The 18,377-nt window shown below is 42.6% G+C and carries 23 protein-coding genes; 20 read left to right on the top strand and 3 right to left on the bottom strand.

What is annotated here, in order from left to right:
- The first annotated feature begins 9 nt into the window (after positions 1 to 9).
- The 8 genes from Q8N16_02470 to Q8N16_02435 all read left to right on the top strand — a co-directional run bounded on the left by Q8N16_02470 (position 10) and on the right by Q8N16_02435 (position 6,350).
- Positions 10 to 1,533 carry a hypothetical protein gene (locus tag Q8N16_02470; GenBank protein MDP3093606.1) on the top strand — a complete coding sequence of 508 codons (1,524 nt, stop codon included), beginning with the start codon at positions 10 to 12 and terminating at the stop codon, positions 1,531 to 1,533.
- Positions 1,534 to 1,537: 4 nt separating this feature from the next.
- Entirely contained in the window at positions 1,538 to 1,762 is a 225-nt protein-coding gene (locus Q8N16_02465; GenBank protein MDP3093605.1) for a hypothetical protein, read from the top strand.
- The gene (locus Q8N16_02460) at positions 1,746 to 1,967 is read left to right on the top strand and encodes a hypothetical protein (GenBank protein ID MDP3093604.1); all 222 of its coding nucleotides are present in this window, start codon (positions 1,746 to 1,748) and stop codon (positions 1,965 to 1,967) included. The genes Q8N16_02465 and Q8N16_02460 overlap by 17 nt, the downstream gene beginning before the upstream one ends.
- Before the next feature lie 33 nt (positions 1,968 to 2,000).
- Entirely contained in the window at positions 2,001 to 2,345 is a 345-nt protein-coding gene (locus Q8N16_02455) for a hypothetical protein (GenBank protein MDP3093603.1), read from the top strand.
- Positions 2,346 to 2,756: 411 nt separating this feature from the next.
- Positions 2,757 to 2,987, top strand: coding sequence for a hypothetical protein (locus tag Q8N16_02450; protein MDP3093602.1), 231 nt, complete (start codon positions 2,757 to 2,759; stop codon positions 2,985 to 2,987).
- A 1,706-nt stretch (positions 2,988 to 4,693) separates the two neighbouring features.
- Positions 4,694 to 5,722, top strand: coding sequence for a hypothetical protein (locus Q8N16_02445; protein MDP3093601.1), 1,029 nt, complete (start codon positions 4,694 to 4,696; stop codon positions 5,720 to 5,722).
- 52 nt (positions 5,723 to 5,774) lie between these two features.
- Complete coding sequence (locus Q8N16_02440; GenBank protein MDP3093600.1) at positions 5,775 to 5,897, top strand: hypothetical protein; 123 nt, start codon at positions 5,775 to 5,777, stop codon at positions 5,895 to 5,897.
- A 15-nt stretch (positions 5,898 to 5,912) separates the two neighbouring features.
- Positions 5,913 to 6,350, top strand: a complete 438-nt coding sequence (locus Q8N16_02435) for a hypothetical protein (GenBank protein ID MDP3093599.1) — start codon at positions 5,913 to 5,915, stop codon at positions 6,348 to 6,350.
- A 163-nt stretch (positions 6,351 to 6,513) separates the two neighbouring features.
- Here the strand turns inward: Q8N16_02435 and Q8N16_02430 are convergent, their stop codons facing one another.
- Together Q8N16_02430 and Q8N16_02425 are read right to left on the bottom strand one after the other, a co-directional pair.
- Positions 6,514 to 8,058: a proline-rich domain-containing protein gene (locus Q8N16_02430; GenBank protein MDP3093598.1), complete on the bottom strand. Its 1,545-nt coding sequence runs from the start codon at positions 8,056 to 8,058 to the stop codon at positions 6,514 to 6,516.
- 4 nt (positions 8,059 to 8,062) lie between these two features.
- Positions 8,063 to 8,332, bottom strand: a complete 270-nt coding sequence (locus Q8N16_02425; protein ID MDP3093597.1) for a hypothetical protein — start codon at positions 8,330 to 8,332, stop codon at positions 8,063 to 8,065.
- Between the two features lie 343 nt (positions 8,333 to 8,675).
- On the opposite strand from Q8N16_02425, the gene Q8N16_02420 reads away from it, so the two are divergent.
- The 8 genes from Q8N16_02420 (at position 8,676) to Q8N16_02385 (ending at position 13,633) form a co-directional block, all read left to right on the top strand.
- A complete protein-coding gene (locus tag Q8N16_02420) occupies positions 8,676 to 9,200 on the top strand; it encodes a hypothetical protein (protein ID MDP3093596.1) in 525 nt (174 codons plus the stop codon).
- Positions 9,201 to 9,431: 231 nt separating this feature from the next.
- Entirely contained in the window at positions 9,432 to 9,848 is a 417-nt protein-coding gene (locus tag Q8N16_02415; GenBank protein MDP3093595.1) for an ABC transporter substrate-binding protein, read from the top strand.
- The gene (locus tag Q8N16_02410; GenBank protein MDP3093594.1) at positions 9,829 to 10,422 is read left to right on the top strand and encodes an ABC transporter substrate-binding protein; all 594 of its coding nucleotides are present in this window, start codon (positions 9,829 to 9,831) and stop codon (positions 10,420 to 10,422) included. The genes Q8N16_02415 and Q8N16_02410 overlap by 20 nt, the downstream gene beginning before the upstream one ends.
- 3 nt (positions 10,423 to 10,425) lie before the next feature.
- Positions 10,426 to 11,166 (top strand): ABC transporter ATP-binding protein, encoded by a 741-nt coding sequence (locus Q8N16_02405; protein ID MDP3093593.1) that lies wholly within the window; start codon positions 10,426 to 10,428, stop codon positions 11,164 to 11,166.
- Positions 11,159 to 11,905 carry an ABC transporter permease gene (locus Q8N16_02400; protein MDP3093592.1) on the top strand — a complete coding sequence of 249 codons (747 nt, stop codon included), beginning with the start codon at positions 11,159 to 11,161 and terminating at the stop codon, positions 11,903 to 11,905. Before Q8N16_02405 ends, Q8N16_02400 begins: the two co-directional genes overlap by 8 nt.
- Before the next feature lie 28 nt (positions 11,906 to 11,933).
- Complete coding sequence (locus tag Q8N16_02395) at positions 11,934 to 12,482, top strand: AAA family ATPase (GenBank protein ID MDP3093591.1); 549 nt, start codon at positions 11,934 to 11,936, stop codon at positions 12,480 to 12,482.
- An 87-nt stretch (positions 12,483 to 12,569) separates the two neighbouring features.
- Positions 12,570 to 13,184 carry a hypothetical protein gene (locus Q8N16_02390; GenBank protein MDP3093590.1) on the top strand — a complete coding sequence of 205 codons (615 nt, stop codon included), beginning with the start codon at positions 12,570 to 12,572 and terminating at the stop codon, positions 13,182 to 13,184.
- Positions 13,185 to 13,189: 5 nt separating this feature from the next.
- Positions 13,190 to 13,633, top strand: coding sequence for an NUDIX domain-containing protein (locus tag Q8N16_02385; protein MDP3093589.1), 444 nt, complete (start codon positions 13,190 to 13,192; stop codon positions 13,631 to 13,633).
- 40 nt (positions 13,634 to 13,673) lie between these two features.
- Here the strand turns inward: Q8N16_02385 and Q8N16_02380 are convergent, their stop codons facing one another.
- On the bottom strand, positions 13,674 to 14,111 hold the full coding sequence (locus Q8N16_02380; protein ID MDP3093588.1) for a hypothetical protein: 438 nt from the start codon (positions 14,109 to 14,111) through the stop codon (positions 13,674 to 13,676).
- A gap of 298 nt (positions 14,112 to 14,409) precedes the next feature.
- Between Q8N16_02380 and Q8N16_02375 the strand changes: the two genes are divergently transcribed.
- From Q8N16_02375 to Q8N16_02360, 4 genes are all read left to right on the top strand, one after another.
- Entirely contained in the window at positions 14,410 to 14,715 is a 306-nt protein-coding gene (locus Q8N16_02375; GenBank protein MDP3093587.1) for a hypothetical protein, read from the top strand.
- Between the two features lie 306 nt (positions 14,716 to 15,021).
- Positions 15,022 to 16,071, top strand: a complete 1,050-nt coding sequence (locus Q8N16_02370) for a glycosyltransferase family 4 protein (protein ID MDP3093586.1) — start codon at positions 15,022 to 15,024, stop codon at positions 16,069 to 16,071.
- Between the two features lie 9 nt (positions 16,072 to 16,080).
- On the top strand, positions 16,081 to 17,151 hold the full coding sequence (locus tag Q8N16_02365) for a glycosyltransferase family 4 protein (GenBank protein ID MDP3093585.1): 1,071 nt from the start codon (positions 16,081 to 16,083) through the stop codon (positions 17,149 to 17,151).
- Positions 17,148 to 18,239 carry a glycosyltransferase family 4 protein gene (locus Q8N16_02360; GenBank protein MDP3093584.1) on the top strand — a complete coding sequence of 364 codons (1,092 nt, stop codon included), beginning with the start codon at positions 17,148 to 17,150 and terminating at the stop codon, positions 18,237 to 18,239. Before Q8N16_02365 ends, Q8N16_02360 begins: the two co-directional genes overlap by 4 nt.
- Positions 18,240 to 18,377: the final 138 nt, after the last annotated feature.

Here is an 18,377-nt window from a genome sequence, read left to right as displayed (position 1 = left end):
AATAAGTTTATGAAAGAAAAAATTAAAGCTATATTACTAATCCTGACACTCGTTGCGTTGTGGTGCACTCTTCCACAAAAAAACACCGTAATGGCTTATGGTGAATGCTCTGAATATGGATACATGGTCTATTATGAATCTTACACAAACACCTGCAAATGTATGAGTGGGTATGTATTCGGTAAAGATATTTTTGGGAATACATCGTGCGTATCAGCGGACCAATTATGTAGAGACAAATATGGAGTTATGTCTCGCTATGATAACCTCTATGGCGGATGTGAATGCTACATCGGATATGTATTAGGAGAAGATATTATCGGTAGAACTCAGTGCATTTCTGAAGATGAATGGTGCAGGAATAAATATGGCTTTAACTCCCGCTATAATAGTTTGACTGATAAGTGTGAGTGTTCGAGTGGCTATGAATTTTCTCTAAAATTTGGAGGAGGATTAGAGTGTAAATCTTGCTTTTCCAAATATGGACTTCATTCTTCGTATGATTATCTTTCAAAACAATGTGAGTGTAACGATGGTTATACTCTAGACGAGTCCAATCAATGCGTAGAGAAACAGAATAATGTATATTTTCTAGTAGAGAAACTAGATCTCAATAATCGAAAAGCTATTGTTAAAAGTGATTACGACTATAGAGAATACCTTATCAAATACGGATATGGATGCTACGATTTTTCCTTCGGACGATATGTAAACAACAAGATAGTTATCAATCTTGGAACAGATTTTGATCTAGATAGTTGGGACAAAATTGTCCTTCAAGACGATAGCGAAACATGTGATGTCATCAGCGTAAGCCGCACATTCGGTTCTAATAATATCTGTGATTATGGATATGTTTTAGACAATAATAGATGCGTAGAAGAGCCGCAAGAAACTATTGTATATACTATTCCAGAGAAATCCGTAACCTGTCCTCTCAATTCTTCCAAAGTTAATGGCGAATGCTTTTGTAATAATGGATACACAGCGAACAATGGTTTTTGTATAACATATACCCAAAGTTGCCAAGCAAAGTATGGTGCAAACTCATACGGCGACAAAAACTCTTGCACTTGCACTAGTGGGTATTCTATTTACAATAATCAGTGTATTTCAAGCACGGAATATTGCAGGTTAAGTTATGGAGATTATGCTCTTGTTAGAATGATAAATGGTATTTCTCATTGTGACTGCGATAGTGGATACGCTTGGAATTCAAATATAACAGCATGTATAAAAATAGAAGTGAAGCCGACAATGCCTCCAGTAGCCGCAAGTCCGTTGCCAGTCGTACAGAAAACAGATGTTTTGCAAAAAGAAGTACCACAAACTAATAATCCTACAGTAGGACAAGAAAAATTGGTCGTAGAAAGTGAACCAGCTGAAGAGGATATATCGACGCTTGCTAATTCTGTTATAGAAACCGCTCCTGAGAAAGTAGCTGAAACAACCAAGGAAAAACCCGAGCAGAGATTTTTTACCCGAATATTTGAGTCAATAAAAAGTTTCTTTTCGAGAATTTTTAAGAGGTAATCTTATGAAAGAAAAAGTCGGCAAAGTTATATTCATAATAATATTTTGGACTATTCTTTTTGGTCTTTTAGGCGGCCTTGATTTGATAAAAGACATGTTTTCTATCGGATTCCTTTGGGTTTTTATAATTGTAAGGCAGGGATTAATATTATTGCTTATAGTAGTTCCGCTCTATTTAATATTTAATATCTTAAAAAGTAAAAATGAAGCCCATGAAAGAAAAAATTAAGAAAATAATTACACTAATAGATAAACACAAATTAATTCTTGCAATAATTTTGGTTGGAGTAGGATTATTCTATTGGTACGATTTGAGGCCGATAGAAATAAGAAAAGAGTGTTTAAGAGTTATGGGAGAAAACCCAAACTTTGCATCTAAGAATCAGGCTGGAAAATATAGGGCTTGTTTAATAGAAAAAGGATTGGAGTGGTAATATTGATATAAATTAAAAATAAATAATTTGAATATGGATATAGAAACTCAAGATAACAAAAAGGGACTGATAATTTTAATAATCGTCATCGCAACAATCTGGATTTGGAATAATCATAAAACAATAACACGACTCGAGAATGATAATTATTATTTAGAAGGGGAATTAGACGATTGCCAAATAACTCTTCAAGAAGCTAACGATAATTCAGAATGGCAATTATACGATTACCAAATGGCTCTTCAAGAAGCCAATAATAATATAGAAGAAGTAAATTCGTATATTGAAGATGCTCAGGAATATGCGTGGAGTTCTTACGATGAAATGGGATGGGCCCTTGATAACCTAATGACTGTTGAAACGGTCTATGAACCATAATTTGTCAAAATCCCAATTTTCCTATAAGAGAGCTAAATAATAGTATTCTAGAAAACAGACTAGGGGATACCCCTCTATACACATAAACAGGTTCTAACGTCGTCCTGTAAGCAAAGACATCGGAGAGATATAGCAGGGTAGGGTAACAATCAATAAACTAGATCTGCCCTTGTGACCGCAGATCTGGTATGTAAATATACTCATTTTGTCGCTGGATAATAGTTCTAACGTTGTCTACGATGCGGAGCCAATGAAAATCGCCAAAAAGACGCCTGCCTACCGGTAGGCAGGGTTTTTTGGCAGGGGATTACTATCTACTGAAGCATTACGGCAGGTTGTCTTGACAAATGGTAGGATTGTTATAAAAATTAAATGTCTAAGAACATTCTATAGTTCTTGAGGAGGTAGGTCATGTTAAAATGTTTTTGGCTCGAGAGATGGGGAGGTGTTGATTTCCGCGGATTAAGACTTGGCTTTTGGCGAGCAATCACTCTCTGCTATTATGCCAGAAATAATGCCGAGGAAAAGGCAGAAAAATCAGAAATCCTCGGCAGTTTCGGCATCGCCCCAGAGAAAGTGGATGGAATCCACTTTAAATGGGGTGGCGGACAGCTGACGGTCAAACAAGCCATGACTGCGTGAAATCGAAGGAGCGATCGTGAAGACCGCTCCTTTCTATTTGCGTGACTGAATAAAGAAATTGCCAAAGAGGCGGTTTTTTGGTTGTTGAATAGGAGAAATACGGTATGTTGACGTTTACCTTATAATGCGGTATTAAACAGTCACCGAAAGGCTTTGCTCTTTTCGTAATCCTAGGTATACCTCAATGATCCCGGTGGCAGGAGAGAGGAGACACCGCCGGCAGACCTTTACATCGTGAGTCAGACATTGAGGGAGAATGGAGTAATTTGTGCCCTAGGGTACGTCCAGGGATACGTCTCGATTCGAACGAGATTTATCAAGGACCAACATAAAACCTATGCTTGCCTCTCCCCAGCAAAGGGGATAGTTGGGTAAGGATCTTGTTGCAACGACAAGATCCTTGCTATTTATAAAGACGGACAAGGTTTTAGCGTTGTCCAACCAGGGGAGCCAAAAAGTTCAAGGTTTTAGGTTTTTGTTTGACAATTTTTAAAGTTTGTGTAATATATAAATGTTGTTAAATGTTTTCTAGCCCTTTACTAAAGGAGAAATCTCATGGACATTCCAAAAGACAAGACCTATCCGGTTGACTCTGTACAATGTGATGGATGTGGAGGAAATGGATGCCAGGCATGTAATGATAGAGGATGGTTAACCCCCAAAGACCATCCCAACGGAAGAAGATGCATGAATCCAGCCTGCAATAAACCGCTTCATCCAACGCATGTCGCAGTTTACTGTTCCGATAAATGCGCTTTAGATGACGCATAAGGAACAAAGGCCCCTCCTCTTAATGTAGTTAAAGCTGCAAAGAGAGAGGGGGTTCTTTTTTTTATTCCCAAACAATAGTGAGTAGCATAGTGGGGTAAACTAAGCCAAAGCTAATAATTGCCTTACTTGACTAACAACAAGCTCGGGAGAAGGAAACGCTTTCTCCTAATTAAATGTTCGAAAGCTGTCTCGCTAAGCGAGCTGACAAAATCGCCTTTTATCCGCCAGTTGGCGGAGAGGTGGTTTTTTGATAGAATAAAGCCATTAATTAAGCAATAATAAATGTCTAAAAAAATCACCTTTGCCTTAATTATAACAGCCGTCATCATCGGAATAGGCTTTTGGTTTTATCAAACCCAAAAAGAACAAACTTGCGTGCTTTCGGGAGGAAGCATTAAGACATCATTGTGTTGCAATTCAACTAGCGATTTTCCGAATTCATGTTTAATCGGCGCCTGTGGTTGTTCGCCAACCAACAGTCATCAGGTAAAAAGCTGTGATTGCGGTGAAGATAAGTGTTTTAACGGGAATATTTGTATTCCGTTGCAAAACAGGTTCTAACCCCAGTAGTATCCCGCTTTCAGCGGGAACTACGGGGTTAAGCGTTGTCCAACCAGGGGAGTCAAGTTAGCGATTTTGTTTTCATTATCGTATAATACATAAATAATAATTCATAGTTAAAAATCATGTCTATTAAAAAATCATTTACAGAAGTTGTTTTGTTGTTTTATAGGGTTGTAAAAGCGCTTTTTATAACGATCCCATTACTGCTAGTCGCAGTTTTTATTTTCTCAGAGGGGCCTGAAAATGCCCTTGATATATTCCTGAAAAATGATGCTTATATCGTTTATGCGGTGATAGGATTGGTTGTGTACTCTATTCTTCTCAGCCGCATAAATCGCAGGATTTATATAATCCGGAATTCGTTGGACAGCATGGGAAACTCTTCATATACTTTCGAGGCCAATATTGTGAGCACATTGGGGAACCAGGCTGCAGGTTCCAATGCCCAGGACTTCTTTCCCGTTGCCTTTCCCACCGAAGAAGTCAATATCCGGGTCTATAGGGACGCCGAAGAATCCCTTGCCGATTATAAGACCTTTGATTTTGACTACACCAGCAAGACGAACCCGCTTCTGGAAAAAGAACTATTCTTGCAGCTGGAAAAAGTCTTGCAGACGCATAGGCTGATGCGCGCCACCAAGGATCCGCAAACCATCATCAGCATGGATTTCTTTATCGGTAAAAAGGAACAGTATACGCCGCCGACCACGGTTACCAGCACGGAAACAAAGTATGTCTGGACCACCGGCATGATCGGCTGGAATGTAGGCGGGTTCACTTCAGCGGTGCCGGTCATAAGCTCGCAGACGACGCCCGGCTACACCACAGTCAGTTATTACAGCAATATCAGGCTCAACTTTCTAAACCACGCCAAGTTAGTGAAAGGCGAAAAACTGGAAATCCCGCCATTGATCTGGGTTGGCGAAGCGGATCACGAAGGGCTTAATCCGGATATCCGCGGAATCGCACCGGTTATATTTGACGAGCTGATGGGCCAGTTTTCGGACCGAGCCGCCAAATCTTCCAAATGCTATGCGCGCCGCGTTCGTTACGGCGGGCTGGGGCTTGGGTTTAATCCTTCGGACTGGCGCGTCATCCGTTACGTAGAACCGTTTTCGGTGGCAGCAGAACAAGGCATAAAGTCCGGGGATGCCCTGATGAAAATCAATGGCAAGATTGCCAGCAACTGGCCCATTGTCAGCTATGGGCGCTCAGGCAATCAGTCGCTCTATCGTTCCAGGGATCCCTATTTCCAGTATGTCTTGTCTAACCATGGCGACTCGGATGTGGAACTGGTAATTCGATCTAAAACAGGAAAACTCTTCAGTAAAAGCGTTACCCTCCGAATGAAACCTCGCAACGAGGATCGTTACCTGTCCTGGAAGCCCAAAACAAAATGAAGTATTCGTCGAAGCATAAAGCCACATTTAAACACATTAATAAAATACTCACATGGCAAAAAGAGAAACGGGAATCGGAAAGCATAAAAAATCGCATTCTCACAAAACTAAAAAGCGCCTAGCGATAAAGCGGCTTATGCTTGAAGCTAGGGCAAACAAAAGAAAGCATAAATAACTAATATATAAACATATGGGAGATTTTAAAAGAGGCGGTGAGAAACGTTTCGGTGGCCATGGGGGCGGATTCGGCAGGCGAGGCGGATTTGGCGGGGGCAGAGATCGCGGCCCGGTTACCATACATCAAGCGATTTGCGACCAATGCGGAAAGCCATGCGAGGTGCCTTTCAGGCCGACTAGCGGCAAGCCAGTGTATTGCAATGCTTGTTTTGGAGGCAAAAAAGAAACCGGCAATAGGGGCGGGGATAGATTTCCGCAAAAGAGTTATGACAGCTACAAGGCTCCTCTCAAACCAGATTTTGGAGGTGACATTAGTAAAGGAAATAATGATGGGTTGAAAAAACAATTGGAAATATTGAATGTAAATATGGACCGGCTTATTAAAGCAATAGAAGCCATGGTTCCAGCCGTTAAAGCTAAAAAATCGGTTAAAAAGGTTTCCAAAAAGTAGGGAAGTTTCTTGGCCGGGCGGCCTGCCCCGTATACGCGCCACCATGACGCGAAGCTGTAAGCTTCGGGAATGGAAAGCGTTGTGCGGGGCCTGCCCCGTATACGCGCCACCACGACGCGAACCCGTAGGATTCGGGAGTGGAAAGCGTTATACGGGGTTTTTGCTATTGATTGAATATCTTGAGGAAAATATTCGCGACTGATCCAAGTAGGGAGTTCGGGCCGAATAAGCCGGCCGGAGGATTTTCGTTTGACGGAGGCGGATTTTCCGGAGGCGGAGGGTTTTCTATCGGTAGCTGCTGATTGGGAGGCATTGGAGAGTTAGGTTCTTCGGGTCGGGTCGGCCCTTCTGATTGCGGCCCGAAGTTTTGGCACTCTTGAGGATTATTCTCGCAAAAAGCCTGGCATTCGGTAGGGCTTTGGCAGCCCTGAGGCCCGGCCGGGCCATTAGGGCCGTCCGGGCCGGTTTGTCCTGGCGGCATCTGTCCCTGGCCTTCCTCTCCGGCCGGCGACCTCATCTTTTCAAAACAGGCGCGCATCTGGTCGTTGGTTTCTCTCGGCGGTAGCGCCTGGCCGCTCTTTATCTTTTCCACCATGTCGCTGCCCAGAACCGAGTTCAGGCAATCGAGCACGGCCGGCGGCGCCTGGTTCAGCGACTCCTGGAGCTTCTGCTTGCTTTCTTCCATTTGTCTTAGGTCTTCTTCCGGTATCATTCCGTTTTCTTTGGCAAAATTGAAACATGCTTCTTGATTATCAGGATTATTGCAGAACGCCTCGCATTCCTCCTTATTTTTGCAGCCGCCCGGGCCCTTGCCTTTTGTTTTGCGGGCCATTGCCGCGTCTTCTGAAGTCATAAAGCCAGCCGCTTCAGCAAAATTTATACATTCTTCAAAATGCTCTTCCTGGCCGCAATAAACATCGCATTCTTCTTTGCCTCGGCAATTAGGCGGCTTGATTCCTTTTTTGAGCGCCTGGAGCATTTTTTGGGAGTCGGCTTTTTCCTGCTCGGTCATAAAACCAGCTTCCATGGCAAAAGTCATGCAGACCTCCATATTGTCGGGCTCGCCGCAATATTTATCGCAGGCCTCTTTGCCTCGGCAGGGAGGCGGTTTTACGCCTTTTTTAATGGCGGCCAGCATTTTTTGAACGTTATTAAGCTCTTCGCCCTGGATAAAACCGGCTTCTATGCCGAAAGTAATGCATTCTTCCATATGTTCCGGTTGGTCGCAGTAAATATCGCATCGTTTTTTATTGCCGCAAGGAGGCGGATTGAAACCTCTTCTAATCGCGGCTTGGACTTTTCTCGCTTCTTCTAATTCTTCCGGCGGTATTAAGTTGTTTTCTTCAGCAAAAGAAATACATTCATCAATATGGTTCGTATTACTGCAATATTCTTCGCATTCTTCTTTTCCCTTGCATCCGCCCGGACCATTTTCATCAATTTTCAGAAAATTTTTAGCCGCATTGATTTCTCCTTCAGACATTAAATTGTTCTCTTGGGCAAAGTCCAAGCAGGCCTCCGCATTTCCCGGTTTGTCACAGTAAAAACGACAGTCAGTTTCATTTTTACAACCACCCAGTTCATTGACCGGATACTGGACGTTTATCGTTTTGGTTGTTTCTTCGGCAAATGTCCGGCCGGTTAAAACGGTTGAGCCGATTATTAAAAAACCTAGGATAATAAAACTGGCGAGATGTTTCGTTTTCATATTTTTATTCAAAGGGATTGATTTTAATATTTTTAAAAGGATTGAATTTATCGGCCGGGTTGATATCCGGTTTGTTTTCTAAAGGATTGACGCCCATCTCGGGCAAAACGCCTTTGAGCGCAGTCTCAATTATTTTGTTCGCCGTCTCGCCGGCTTTATTTATGGCGTTTTTGCCAGAGATGATTTTCCATTTATTCCAGATAAAATAACCGCCAACGCCGAACGCTATCAGTAAAACAATAGCGCCTAATAAAAAGAAAGTTTTTTTGTTCATATTTTTGAAGTTGTATATTCCTTTTATAATCATATACCAGTATGTCTATTAATTATATACCAGGAGCAGAGAAAAAACTATGTTAAAAACTGTAGCCATAGAACACATTGAAAACAAAGGAGGTCCGACCTCCCACGTTTTCTGATTTTATCGTCAAGGAGGAGCCTGCCCCGTACGCAACTCTGTCGCTGTGCGGGGTTTTGAGTTAATTTTGGGGTAAAATTGACGGGAAATTTATTTTAACATAGAGTGAAATAACGGAATGAGAATAAAAGACTTGCCAAAAATCGCCAAAGAAGCGCCTGCCTACCGGTAGGCAGGGTTTTTTGATAGAGTAAAGAATATGGAAATAGAATTAGAAAGAACCTTTTTGGCAAAGAGACTGCCGGAGGGTTTCGAAAAATCGAATTCAACAGAAATTATCGATATTTATATTCCCGCGTCTGCAGAACACCCTGTTTTGAGAATCAGGAAAAGAGGGGATAGTTTCGAGATGACCAAAAAGATGCCTTTGGCCGGCACTGATTCCTCGGAGCAGCACGAACAAACAATTTTCCTGTCAGAAACAGAGTATCAGGAACTCTCAAGGATTAAAGGGAAAAGATTCAGGAAAATCCGGCATTACTATAACTTCGAAAACCGAACCGCGGAAATTGATGTTTACAAAGACGATTTGGAGGGTCTGGTCGCGGTTGATTTTGAGTTTGACTCAAGCGAAAAGAAGAATAGTTTCCAAATGCCCGACTTTTGCCTGGCAGACGTTACCCAGGAAAAAGCTTTTGCCGGCGGCATATTGGCGGGCAAAGCGTACTCTGACATTGAACCGTTCCTGGCAAAGTACGGCTATCACAAAATTGTTTATCCTTAGTGAATATAGCTTTCCCTTGGATAAAAACAGCCGGATAATCGCCAAAGAGGCGCCTGCCTACCGGTAGGCAGGGTTTTTTGGTAGAATAAAAATGGAGAAAGAGAAAGAATCAAGATTGACAGCATTTCCACGGGCGCCCACGGCTTAGTTGACAAAAGCCTTAATATCTGTTATATTACTTAAGTTAGCGTAGCCAGTCATTTTTATAATAAGAGGTAATTTAATAAAAACATGACGAAAAAACTGAAATACGTATTTTTGTTTTTAGGTCTTTTACTCACAATCATCTTAATAACGGTGGGCATGAAATACTGGCCGGGAGCCCAGGAAGAGTCCAAGAAAGTCTCTTTAAGGCTAAAGTGGATTAACCAGGCTCAGTTCTCAGGTTTTTATATGGCAAATAAGCTTGGTTTCTATGCGGAAAATGGTTTGGACGTAGGGATTTATCCTGGGGGCCCTGATATTTCTCCGGTTCAGATGGTTGTCACCGGAGTGAATGATTTCGGCATTACGGGCGCAGATCAGATTCTGTTGGCTAGAGAAAAAGGAGTGCCGATAGTCGCCTTGGCGGTAATATACAAGCAATCTCCCGTGGCCATAGATAGGATCTCTAAAGGACAAAAACATTATTGCTCCCAAAGATCTTGAGGGGAAGAAAGTAGGAGTTGTCTACGGCCGAGACGAGGAAATTATTTATCGGGCCTTATTGGCGAAAGAGAATATTGATACTAAAAAAATCGAGGAGGTTCCGGTCATTGCCGGGATTTCCCAACTTACGACAGGACAGTTTGACGCCCAGGTACTTTATGAAATTAACGAGCCGATTCTGCTGGAGCAAGAAGGATTTGAGGTTAATTTGATAAAGCCCAGAGATTACGGAATTAATTTCTATGCCGATACCTTGTTCACGACGGAAAAAATGATCAAGGAGCGTCCAGAAGCAGTTAGAGCTTTTGTTCAGGCGACCATCAAAGGATGGGAAAGCGCTTTAGCCAATCCCACTGAAGCCATAGACGAGGTGATGCTGATGAATAATACCCTTGATAGGGAACACCAGACGAAATTCTTTGAGCTCAGCGTTCCTTTAATCAACGCCGGAGGGAAAATCGGCTATTCGGACAAAAATGTCTGGGAATCCATTCAGGAAATGTTATTGAACCAGGAAATAATGAAAAACCGAGTGGAGATAGACAAGGTTTTTACTAATGATTTTCTTGATTAGGCAATGGACTTTATTGAAGTTAAGTCTGTAACCAAAGAATACGCCAAAGGATTTTACGCCTTACAAGATTTGAATTTTTCTGTTGACGAAGGCGATTTTGTTTCTGTTGTCGGCCCGTTTGGCTGCGGCAAGACGACTCTTCTGAATCTTCTCGGAGGAGTAACGGAAGATTATTCCGGGACAATTAAGATAAAAGGAAAAGCCCCGAAAGAAGTGAAAAAGAACAGGAAAATAGGATATGTCTTCCAAAAGCCAACTCTTTTGCCCTGGCGGAATGTCATCCAAAATATTACCTTGCCTCAGGAAATTGCCGGAATTAAGGACGAGCAAAGAGCTTATCATTTATTGGAGAAAGTAAAGCTTGGTGGTCTTTCTCTAAAAATGCCTTACGAGTTATCCGGGGGCATGCAACAGCTGGTTTCTATTGTCAGAGCGCTGATTCTGGACCCGGATATTCTTTTGCTCGATGAACCATTTTCTTGTATTGACGAGATCAATCGCGCCAAAATGCACGATTATTTGCTGGAGATCCACGGTCAGACGAATAAGACTACCATAATGGTCACTCATTCGCTCGCCGAAGCAGTCTATCTGGCTGAAAAGGTGATAGTTTTAACCCCGAGGCCGTCTAAGGTCAAAAAAATATTTAGTATTGATTTCGAAAACAGGAATGAAGCGATTACCCTTTCTGAAAAATTCATCAATTACATTAAGATCATTAAACAGGAACTGATCAATGAATAAGGTTTTTCCGAAAATAATAAGTGTCGTCGTCTTTTTTCTGAGCTGGCATTTACTGGTGCAGTTTTTCAGCTTTCCCGCCTATATTTTGCCTTCGCCCCTTGAAGTTTTTAACGTTTTGATCGGAAACATCGAGATTATTTCTTTTAACGCGGTTATTACGTTTCTGGAATCCTTTACTGGTTTTTTATTAGCCAATCTGATCAGCATTCTGATTGCGCTTCTGATCGCTTTTCACAATAAATTGGAAGACGTTGTCATGCCGATAGCCATTGTTATCAAGACGATGCCGATTATTGCCATTGTCCCGCTTTTAATAATTTGGTTCGGACCGGGCGTCTTTTCTAAAATAGTGACGGCGATGCTGATCTGCTTTTTTCCGGCTCTGGTCAATGTTCTTCGGGGGATTAAGTGCTTGGATCGGGATTTGCTGGCGCTTTTTAGGGTTTATGCCGCTGACAGGAAACAGCTGACAAAGATGCTGATTCTGCCGGCGATAATGCCTTATCTATTTGCCGCTTTCAAGGTTTCAAGTTCTTTGTCGGTAATCGGGGCATTGGTCGGTGAATTCATCAGTTCCAATAAGGGCTTGGGTTTTCTGATAATCTCGAGTTATTATAATATGAATACCGCTTTAGTTCTTGCGGCCGTTGCCATTTCCAGCATAATGGGTCTTAGTTTTTACTACGCGATCAATTTTTTTGAAAAAAGGATGGTTTTGAAGTCAGAATTGATGGTATGAATAACTAACTAAAGCAAAGGAGGCTGATATGTTAGTCGTTGTCGTCGGCCGGTCAGGTGCCGGCAAAAGTACATTTGTCCAGGTGATGGGACTTTCCCCTGAGTGCCACTGTGTGCTCAGCAAACCTATGGTAGAGGAGGTGGGAAGGCGCGGGTTGAAAGTGACCCACGACAATATCCATGCCCTGGCAAAAGAATGGTATGGGAGAAACCGCATGTGGCAGGTAGAATACGTTCTGGCTGAACCGGAGAAAAGCCCTAAGCAATTTCTTGTTCTTGATGGGCTTCGCTACTGGTTCGAGCTGGAATACTTGCGAAAGCTTTTTCCCGACCTTCTTGTCGTCAAAGTCACCTCGACGCCTGACGATCGCTTCGAGCGGTTAAAGGTGAGAGGAAAGATTCCGTTAGGTACCAAGGAGGAATTCGAAAGGTTGGAGAATGACGAGTCGGTTGACATGGGTCTAGAACAAATCTTGGCCGCGGCAGACATCTCAGTGGAAAACATTGGCACACTGTCGCAGCTCCAGGAAAAGGCCCGGCGTTTCTCGTTTCTTCTCTGGCCGTTCATGACAGATTAGGCCTTGTCGGGGGAGAGACCTCTACCCCTCCCCCCGACCATATTTTAATATTAGAAAACCGAGAATATTAAATAACTTTGTATAAGAATGAGTCAGGAAGCAAAAGTAAAAACCGAGGACTTGCTATTGAAAACTCCTGATGTAGTGAATTACAGCACCAAGAATTATATTGAAGTCCAGCCGGGCGTAATGACGCCCTTGGTTGTAAATATTAAAAGCACGACAAAAGATTTTAAAGTCAGACGTTATTTAGCTGAACAATTAGCTTCTTTAGTAAGTCCTGAATCAGTCTGTATTTGTGGCATTGAAAGCGGGGCAAACTATTATGCTGCCGTTGTAGCCGATATTTTAAGAAAACCGCTGATTTTCTTCCGTAAAGAGTCAAAAGAATACGGTCTCGGCCATCGATTCGTCGGCAGTTTGCCGGATGCCAAGGGCAGTCTTGTCACGGTTATTGATGACGTTATCGGCGAAGGCAAAATCAGCACGGCCAATGTCGAGGAGTTGCAGGCAGCCGGCTATAACGCAGAAGTTTGCGCGATTTTCAGCTACCTGCCCCAGATGAAAGAGTTTATGACTAAACTGAGGATTGTTTATCTTTCTGATCTTGACGGGCTGTGCCAGGCCGGTTTGGAAAAAGGCATTTTCAACCATAAAGATGTAGAATTAATAAAACGGGAGTGCGCTTACTCCAGTAAATAAAAAATATGCCAGAAGAACAGAAATATTCAGTAGTCGTCAACGCCATTATTGTTAACAGGGAGAACAAGGTTCTCCTTGTTCAGCGTGGCTGGCAGGAAAAGCACGGTGCCGGCACCTGGTCGGTTCCTGGCGGTAAATTAGAGTTTACCGGCGTTGTCCACAACGCCTTGCAGGAGACTGCAAAAAAAGAGGCTTTAGAGGAAGCCGGGATTGAGATTGAGAATGAGATGGAGCTGATCGCCAACAATACCTTTGAGCATAATGAAGACAAATTACAGGTGATCGCCATGGTTTTTCTATGCCATTACAAATCAGGGGAGCCGAAAGTCACGGAAGAAACAGCTGACGTCAAATGGATAGGGCCGGAAGAAATTGACAGTTTTGATTTTCATAACATCAACGTTAAAAATTACGTTCTTAAAGCTTTTGAAAGACTAAACAGAAAATAATGGGAACAATAAAAACCGGTTCTCCTTGCCGGTTTTTATATTATGAGACTTCTAAGATTTTGACCCGGACTAGACCGCTAGACGTTCGCACCTTGTGCTCGCCCCGCGGTTTGTTCCAGATCGCTCCTCCGATCAGGGACTGGGACGAAAGGACAAGTACGTTGCCTATGGCGCCTCCGTCTTCTCTTTCGACGATAACGTAATCTCCTCTTTCTCCGTCGATAGAGAGATTAACCAGCGAACCGTCGCTAATAACCATAGACGATTCGTGGCCCTGCACAGAAGCGAGAACCCTGAGGCACCTTGCCAGATGCCGTTGGCTATCCTCAATAGCCCTTTCGACGTCGAGGTGGGTCTGGTCGTGCCAGCTGGTTCTCGGGCCTTCGCCATCCCTTTTATCATTGGCCAGTTCTTGAAGTCTTTGTTTGGTTTGTCCTATCTCTCTAGAGATAGTTTGAACAATCGTTTTTCTGTTCATTAGCGCCTCCTCCGCAATTCAGAAATTGTTTTGTTTCTTATCAGTATTAGCAGAATTTATTGTTTTTGTCTACCGAAATTAGTCCGGTCTTTTTCAGTCGTTTTTAGCCGGCAATGGCGGCTTGCCCCGCGGCGTCACGTTAAATGTGACTGCTCTGGGGTTTTGAGTTCATTTTCAACCGTTTTTCCCTCTTTGGCCGGCGTCTTTCAGAAGTTTTTCTAGCCGGGTTTTTCTTTGCCCGCGAAATGCCGTATAATGAAGCCAGTGTCTTAATCCTTTCACGGAAAGGAGGTGAAATATGGTTAAGATATCCAACCCCTACGGTTGGAAGGGAGCTGAGAAGGTTCTGGCTCACTTTGAGCCAGAACTACGCAAAAATCTTGGATCAAGCGTTATTGTCTGGCCCGTTACCACAGGATTAGCAATAGTGAGAAAAAGGACGCGGTTTAACCACGGCTATCTCATAAAGCTTATTGCTGGTCCTGAGAAAATAGAGGTTAGGGTCGTAAAATTAAAACAATACGATCTCAACCCGGAATTTACTGAACAAACCATAGAAATTGTTCAGCGAACAATAACAAAGCTTCTTTCCAACCACCACTAAAAGCTCGGCATAGCGTCATCAGTTCGTTGCCGCCGAGCTTTTCTTTTTAACAACACGGTACATAAGGCCTCGCCTTGCCTGAATTTCTGGGCGGTTGCTTGGCCGGGCCAAGCAACTAGTTACAGCCCACTTAAAGATTTTCCTCCTTCGCCCTGAGTTTATCGAAGGGCTTCGGCGGGACAAGGAAAATCGTCCCATTTGGCAAGCCAAAAGAATCGCCAATCCTTCGATGTGGCTCAGGCCTTCGGCTCTGAGGCTCAGGTTCGAAGAGACAAGAGAGCAGTTTTTTGATAGAATAAAAATACAATGAAAAAAACAAAGATAGCTCAACTAGCTCCGCTTTGGATTCCAGTACCACCGAAAACTTACGGCGGCATTGAGTTAGTATTATCTTTGCTTACTGAAGAATTAGTAGCGAGAGATTACGATATCACTCTTTTTGCTTCCGGCGATTCAAAAACATCGGCAAAATTAATTCCTTTAACAGAAAAAGGGATTTGGCTGCAAAAAGGATTGCGTAGTCCCCATGCTTATATTAGTCTGGCTCTTAAAAAAATCTCTAGCCAAATGCATCATTTTGATTTGATTCATAATCATTTTGATTTTTTTATGTTCCCTTTATCGCTGATTAATAATAAAACCAATAAAACTCCGATTTTAACTACGTTGCACCGACCATTAGATCCAGTCACCATCGAAGTTTTTAAATACTACAATAGCCAGATGAAATTTTGCGCTATTTCCCAAGACCAGCGTCAAAGCGCTGAAGAAAACAATATTCCAATAATTGATGTGGTTTATAACGGAATCAACCCAGCTGATTACACCTTTAATGAATCGCCGGAAGACTATTTTATCTATCTGGGCCGCTTGAATAAAGAAAAAGGCATTCTTCAAGCGCTGCAAATGGCCAAAGAAGCAGGGATTAAGCTAATAGTGGCTGGCAATATTGTTGGTGGCGAAGAATGGAATTATTTTTTACACGAAGTCCAACCGCATTTAAATGATGAAAATATTAAATTTGTCGGTCAAGTTGGTTTTGACGAAAAAGTCAAATTACTCAGCAAGGCAAAAGGGTTACTTTACCCAATTAACCGCCGGGAGCCTTTTGGACTTGTTATGATTGAAGCCATGGCCTGCGGCACGCCGGTGATTGCTTACCGCCGCGGCTCAGTGCCAGAAATAATTAAGGATAAGAAAACCGGTTTTATTGTCGGAACGAAAGAAGAAATGGTCAAAGCTATCAAAAAAATTGATACTATCAAGCGAAAAGATTGCCGCGCCCATGTTGAACAAAATTTCACCCTAAAGCAAATGGTTGATAAATATGAGGAAATTTACAAAAAACTGATTTAATTCATTTGTATGAAAAAATTGCGCATAGCCCAAATTGCTCCTCTTTGGATAACCATCCCGCCATTAAAATACGGGGGAATTGAAAGAATCGTTGCCATGCTTTGCGATGGTTTAGTAGATAAAGGGCATGAGGTAACGCTTTTTGCCTCACCCGGCTCAACGGCTAAAGGAAAACTAATCTCGGTTTTTGAAAAGCCTCTTCTTGACGCTAACATCGCCTGGTCAAATCCAATCTGGAACCTGCGCAATCTTTCTTTGGCTATAGAAATGGCTAATGCGGGCAAATTTGATATTATTCATTCTCATCTTGATCTTTGGGCGCTGTTTTTCCATAATCTGACAAAAACGCCGGTAATCCATACGATGCACAATCCCCTTTACAGAACCAACGCTGACGCAAACAAAGATGATCGTTTGCGCCTTTTTAGGGAAGAGGCAAAAAGAACAAATATCGTTTTTATCAGCCAGTCGGCCAAAGATCAGGCGATGCTGGAATTTCCGAAAAATCGGTCAAGAATTATTTATAATGGAATAGACTTATCGCATTTTAAATTCAATAAAAAAGGCGGTGATCATTTTGTCTGGATTGCTCGGATGAATAAACATAAAGGAGTGGAAAACGCCATTGCCGCGGCAGAAAAATTGGGCGTCAGATTACTTTTAGCCGGCAGAATTGACCCAACCCAAGTAGAATATTTTGATACGTATATCAAGCCGCACCTCAATGAAAAAATTAAATATGTCGGCGAGCTTACCGAGCAGCAGCTTTCTGATTTTTATGGTCCGGCCAAAGCCTGTCTGTATCCGATAGAATGGGAAGAGCCTTTTGGTTTAGTGGTGGCAGAATCAATGGCCTGCGGCACGCCGGTGATTGCTTACCGCCGCGGTTCGATGCCTGAGTTGATTGAAGATGGCAAAACCGGATTCGTTATCGACAGCAATATAGGTTTGTTGGTTGAAGCGATGAAGAAAGTTAATCAGATTAATCGGGCTTTAGCCAGAAAACGAGTCGAAGAAAGATTCAGCAAAGAAAGGATGGTTGATGATTACGAAAAAGCTTATTATGAATTATTATCATGAAAAAACTTAGAATTGCCACAATGGTTACCGGGCATTTCACTACTCCTCCGCCAAAAGGAATAGTTTACGCTCCTATGGACATTGCAGTGGAAGTAAGCGAGGGCTTGGTTAAAAAAGGACACGAAGTCGATTTTTACGGTCCCGAAGGAACAAAGGTTAAAGTAACCAATGTCGTTTCGGCTGGGCTGAAAGCGCTAAACCAGCCGGAAGGTGAAGCAATTACTAAGGGGCAAAATGTCGGTAACGCAGAAGTCAATAAGATTTTCAATCTTTGGGACCAATTTTTAATCGCTAAAATGTTTGAAGAGGCAGAAAAAGGTAAATATGATTTGCTTCATATTCACCCAGCCGATAGAGCCTTACCCTTAGCTCTGTCTCATCCAGAAACCCCGGTTTTTTATACACTTCATGACCCAATTTATTCTTGGAAGGCGGAGGTATTTTCTATGTTTGCCAGCCCAAATCAGCATTATATTTCTATCAGCGACGCCCAGCGCAAACCCGCCCCTAATTTAAATTATGCGGCTACCATTTATAACGGTATTGATTTGGACGCCTTTCCATTTTCCGAAAGCCATGACGATTATTTACTTTTTGCCGGTCGCCTTCAGCCGGAAAAGGGTCTGGCCGAGGCTGTCCAAATTGCAGGAATGGCCGGCGAAAAATTATTGATCATTGGCCCGCCGGTGACCGGAGAATACTGGGACAAAAAAATCGCTCCTTATCTCGGAGATAAAATTCAATATCTTGGTTTTATGCCGCGGCAAGAACTTTTTAAATATTATCAGCGAGCTAAAGCCACTCTTGTGCCGATCCAGTGGGAAGAACCGTTTGGCTTGATCTTGGCCGAATCTATGGCTTGCGGCACGCCCGTGATTGCCTTTGAAAGGGGATCTGTTCCCGAAATCGTCGTGGAAGGAAAAACAGGATTCATAATAAAAGATAATAATTTGGAAGCCATGGCCGGCGCAGTAAAAAAAATTGATAAAATCAAAAGGTTAGATTGCAGGAGGCACATTGAGAAAAATTTCAGCATTCAGCGCATGATAGACTATTACGAAGAAGTTTTTTTAAGAATCATTTCTTGAAATAGAGAGTAGCACGGTAGGGTAAAGTTTGATAAATTAAGTTTGCATCCGTAAATCTGGTATATAGATATACTCACTTTGCCCCTGGATGAAAGTTCGAAAATCGTCCCATCCGGGGAGCACCGATTTTTGCCCGAG

The organism is bacterium (assembly GCA_030693425.1).
GTDB lineage: Bacteria > Patescibacteriota > Minisyncoccia > Minisyncoccales > GWA2-46-15 > GWA2-46-15.
The sequence above is the reverse complement of the archived record's forward strand: the minus strand, read 5'-3'. Positions and strand labels throughout refer to the sequence as shown.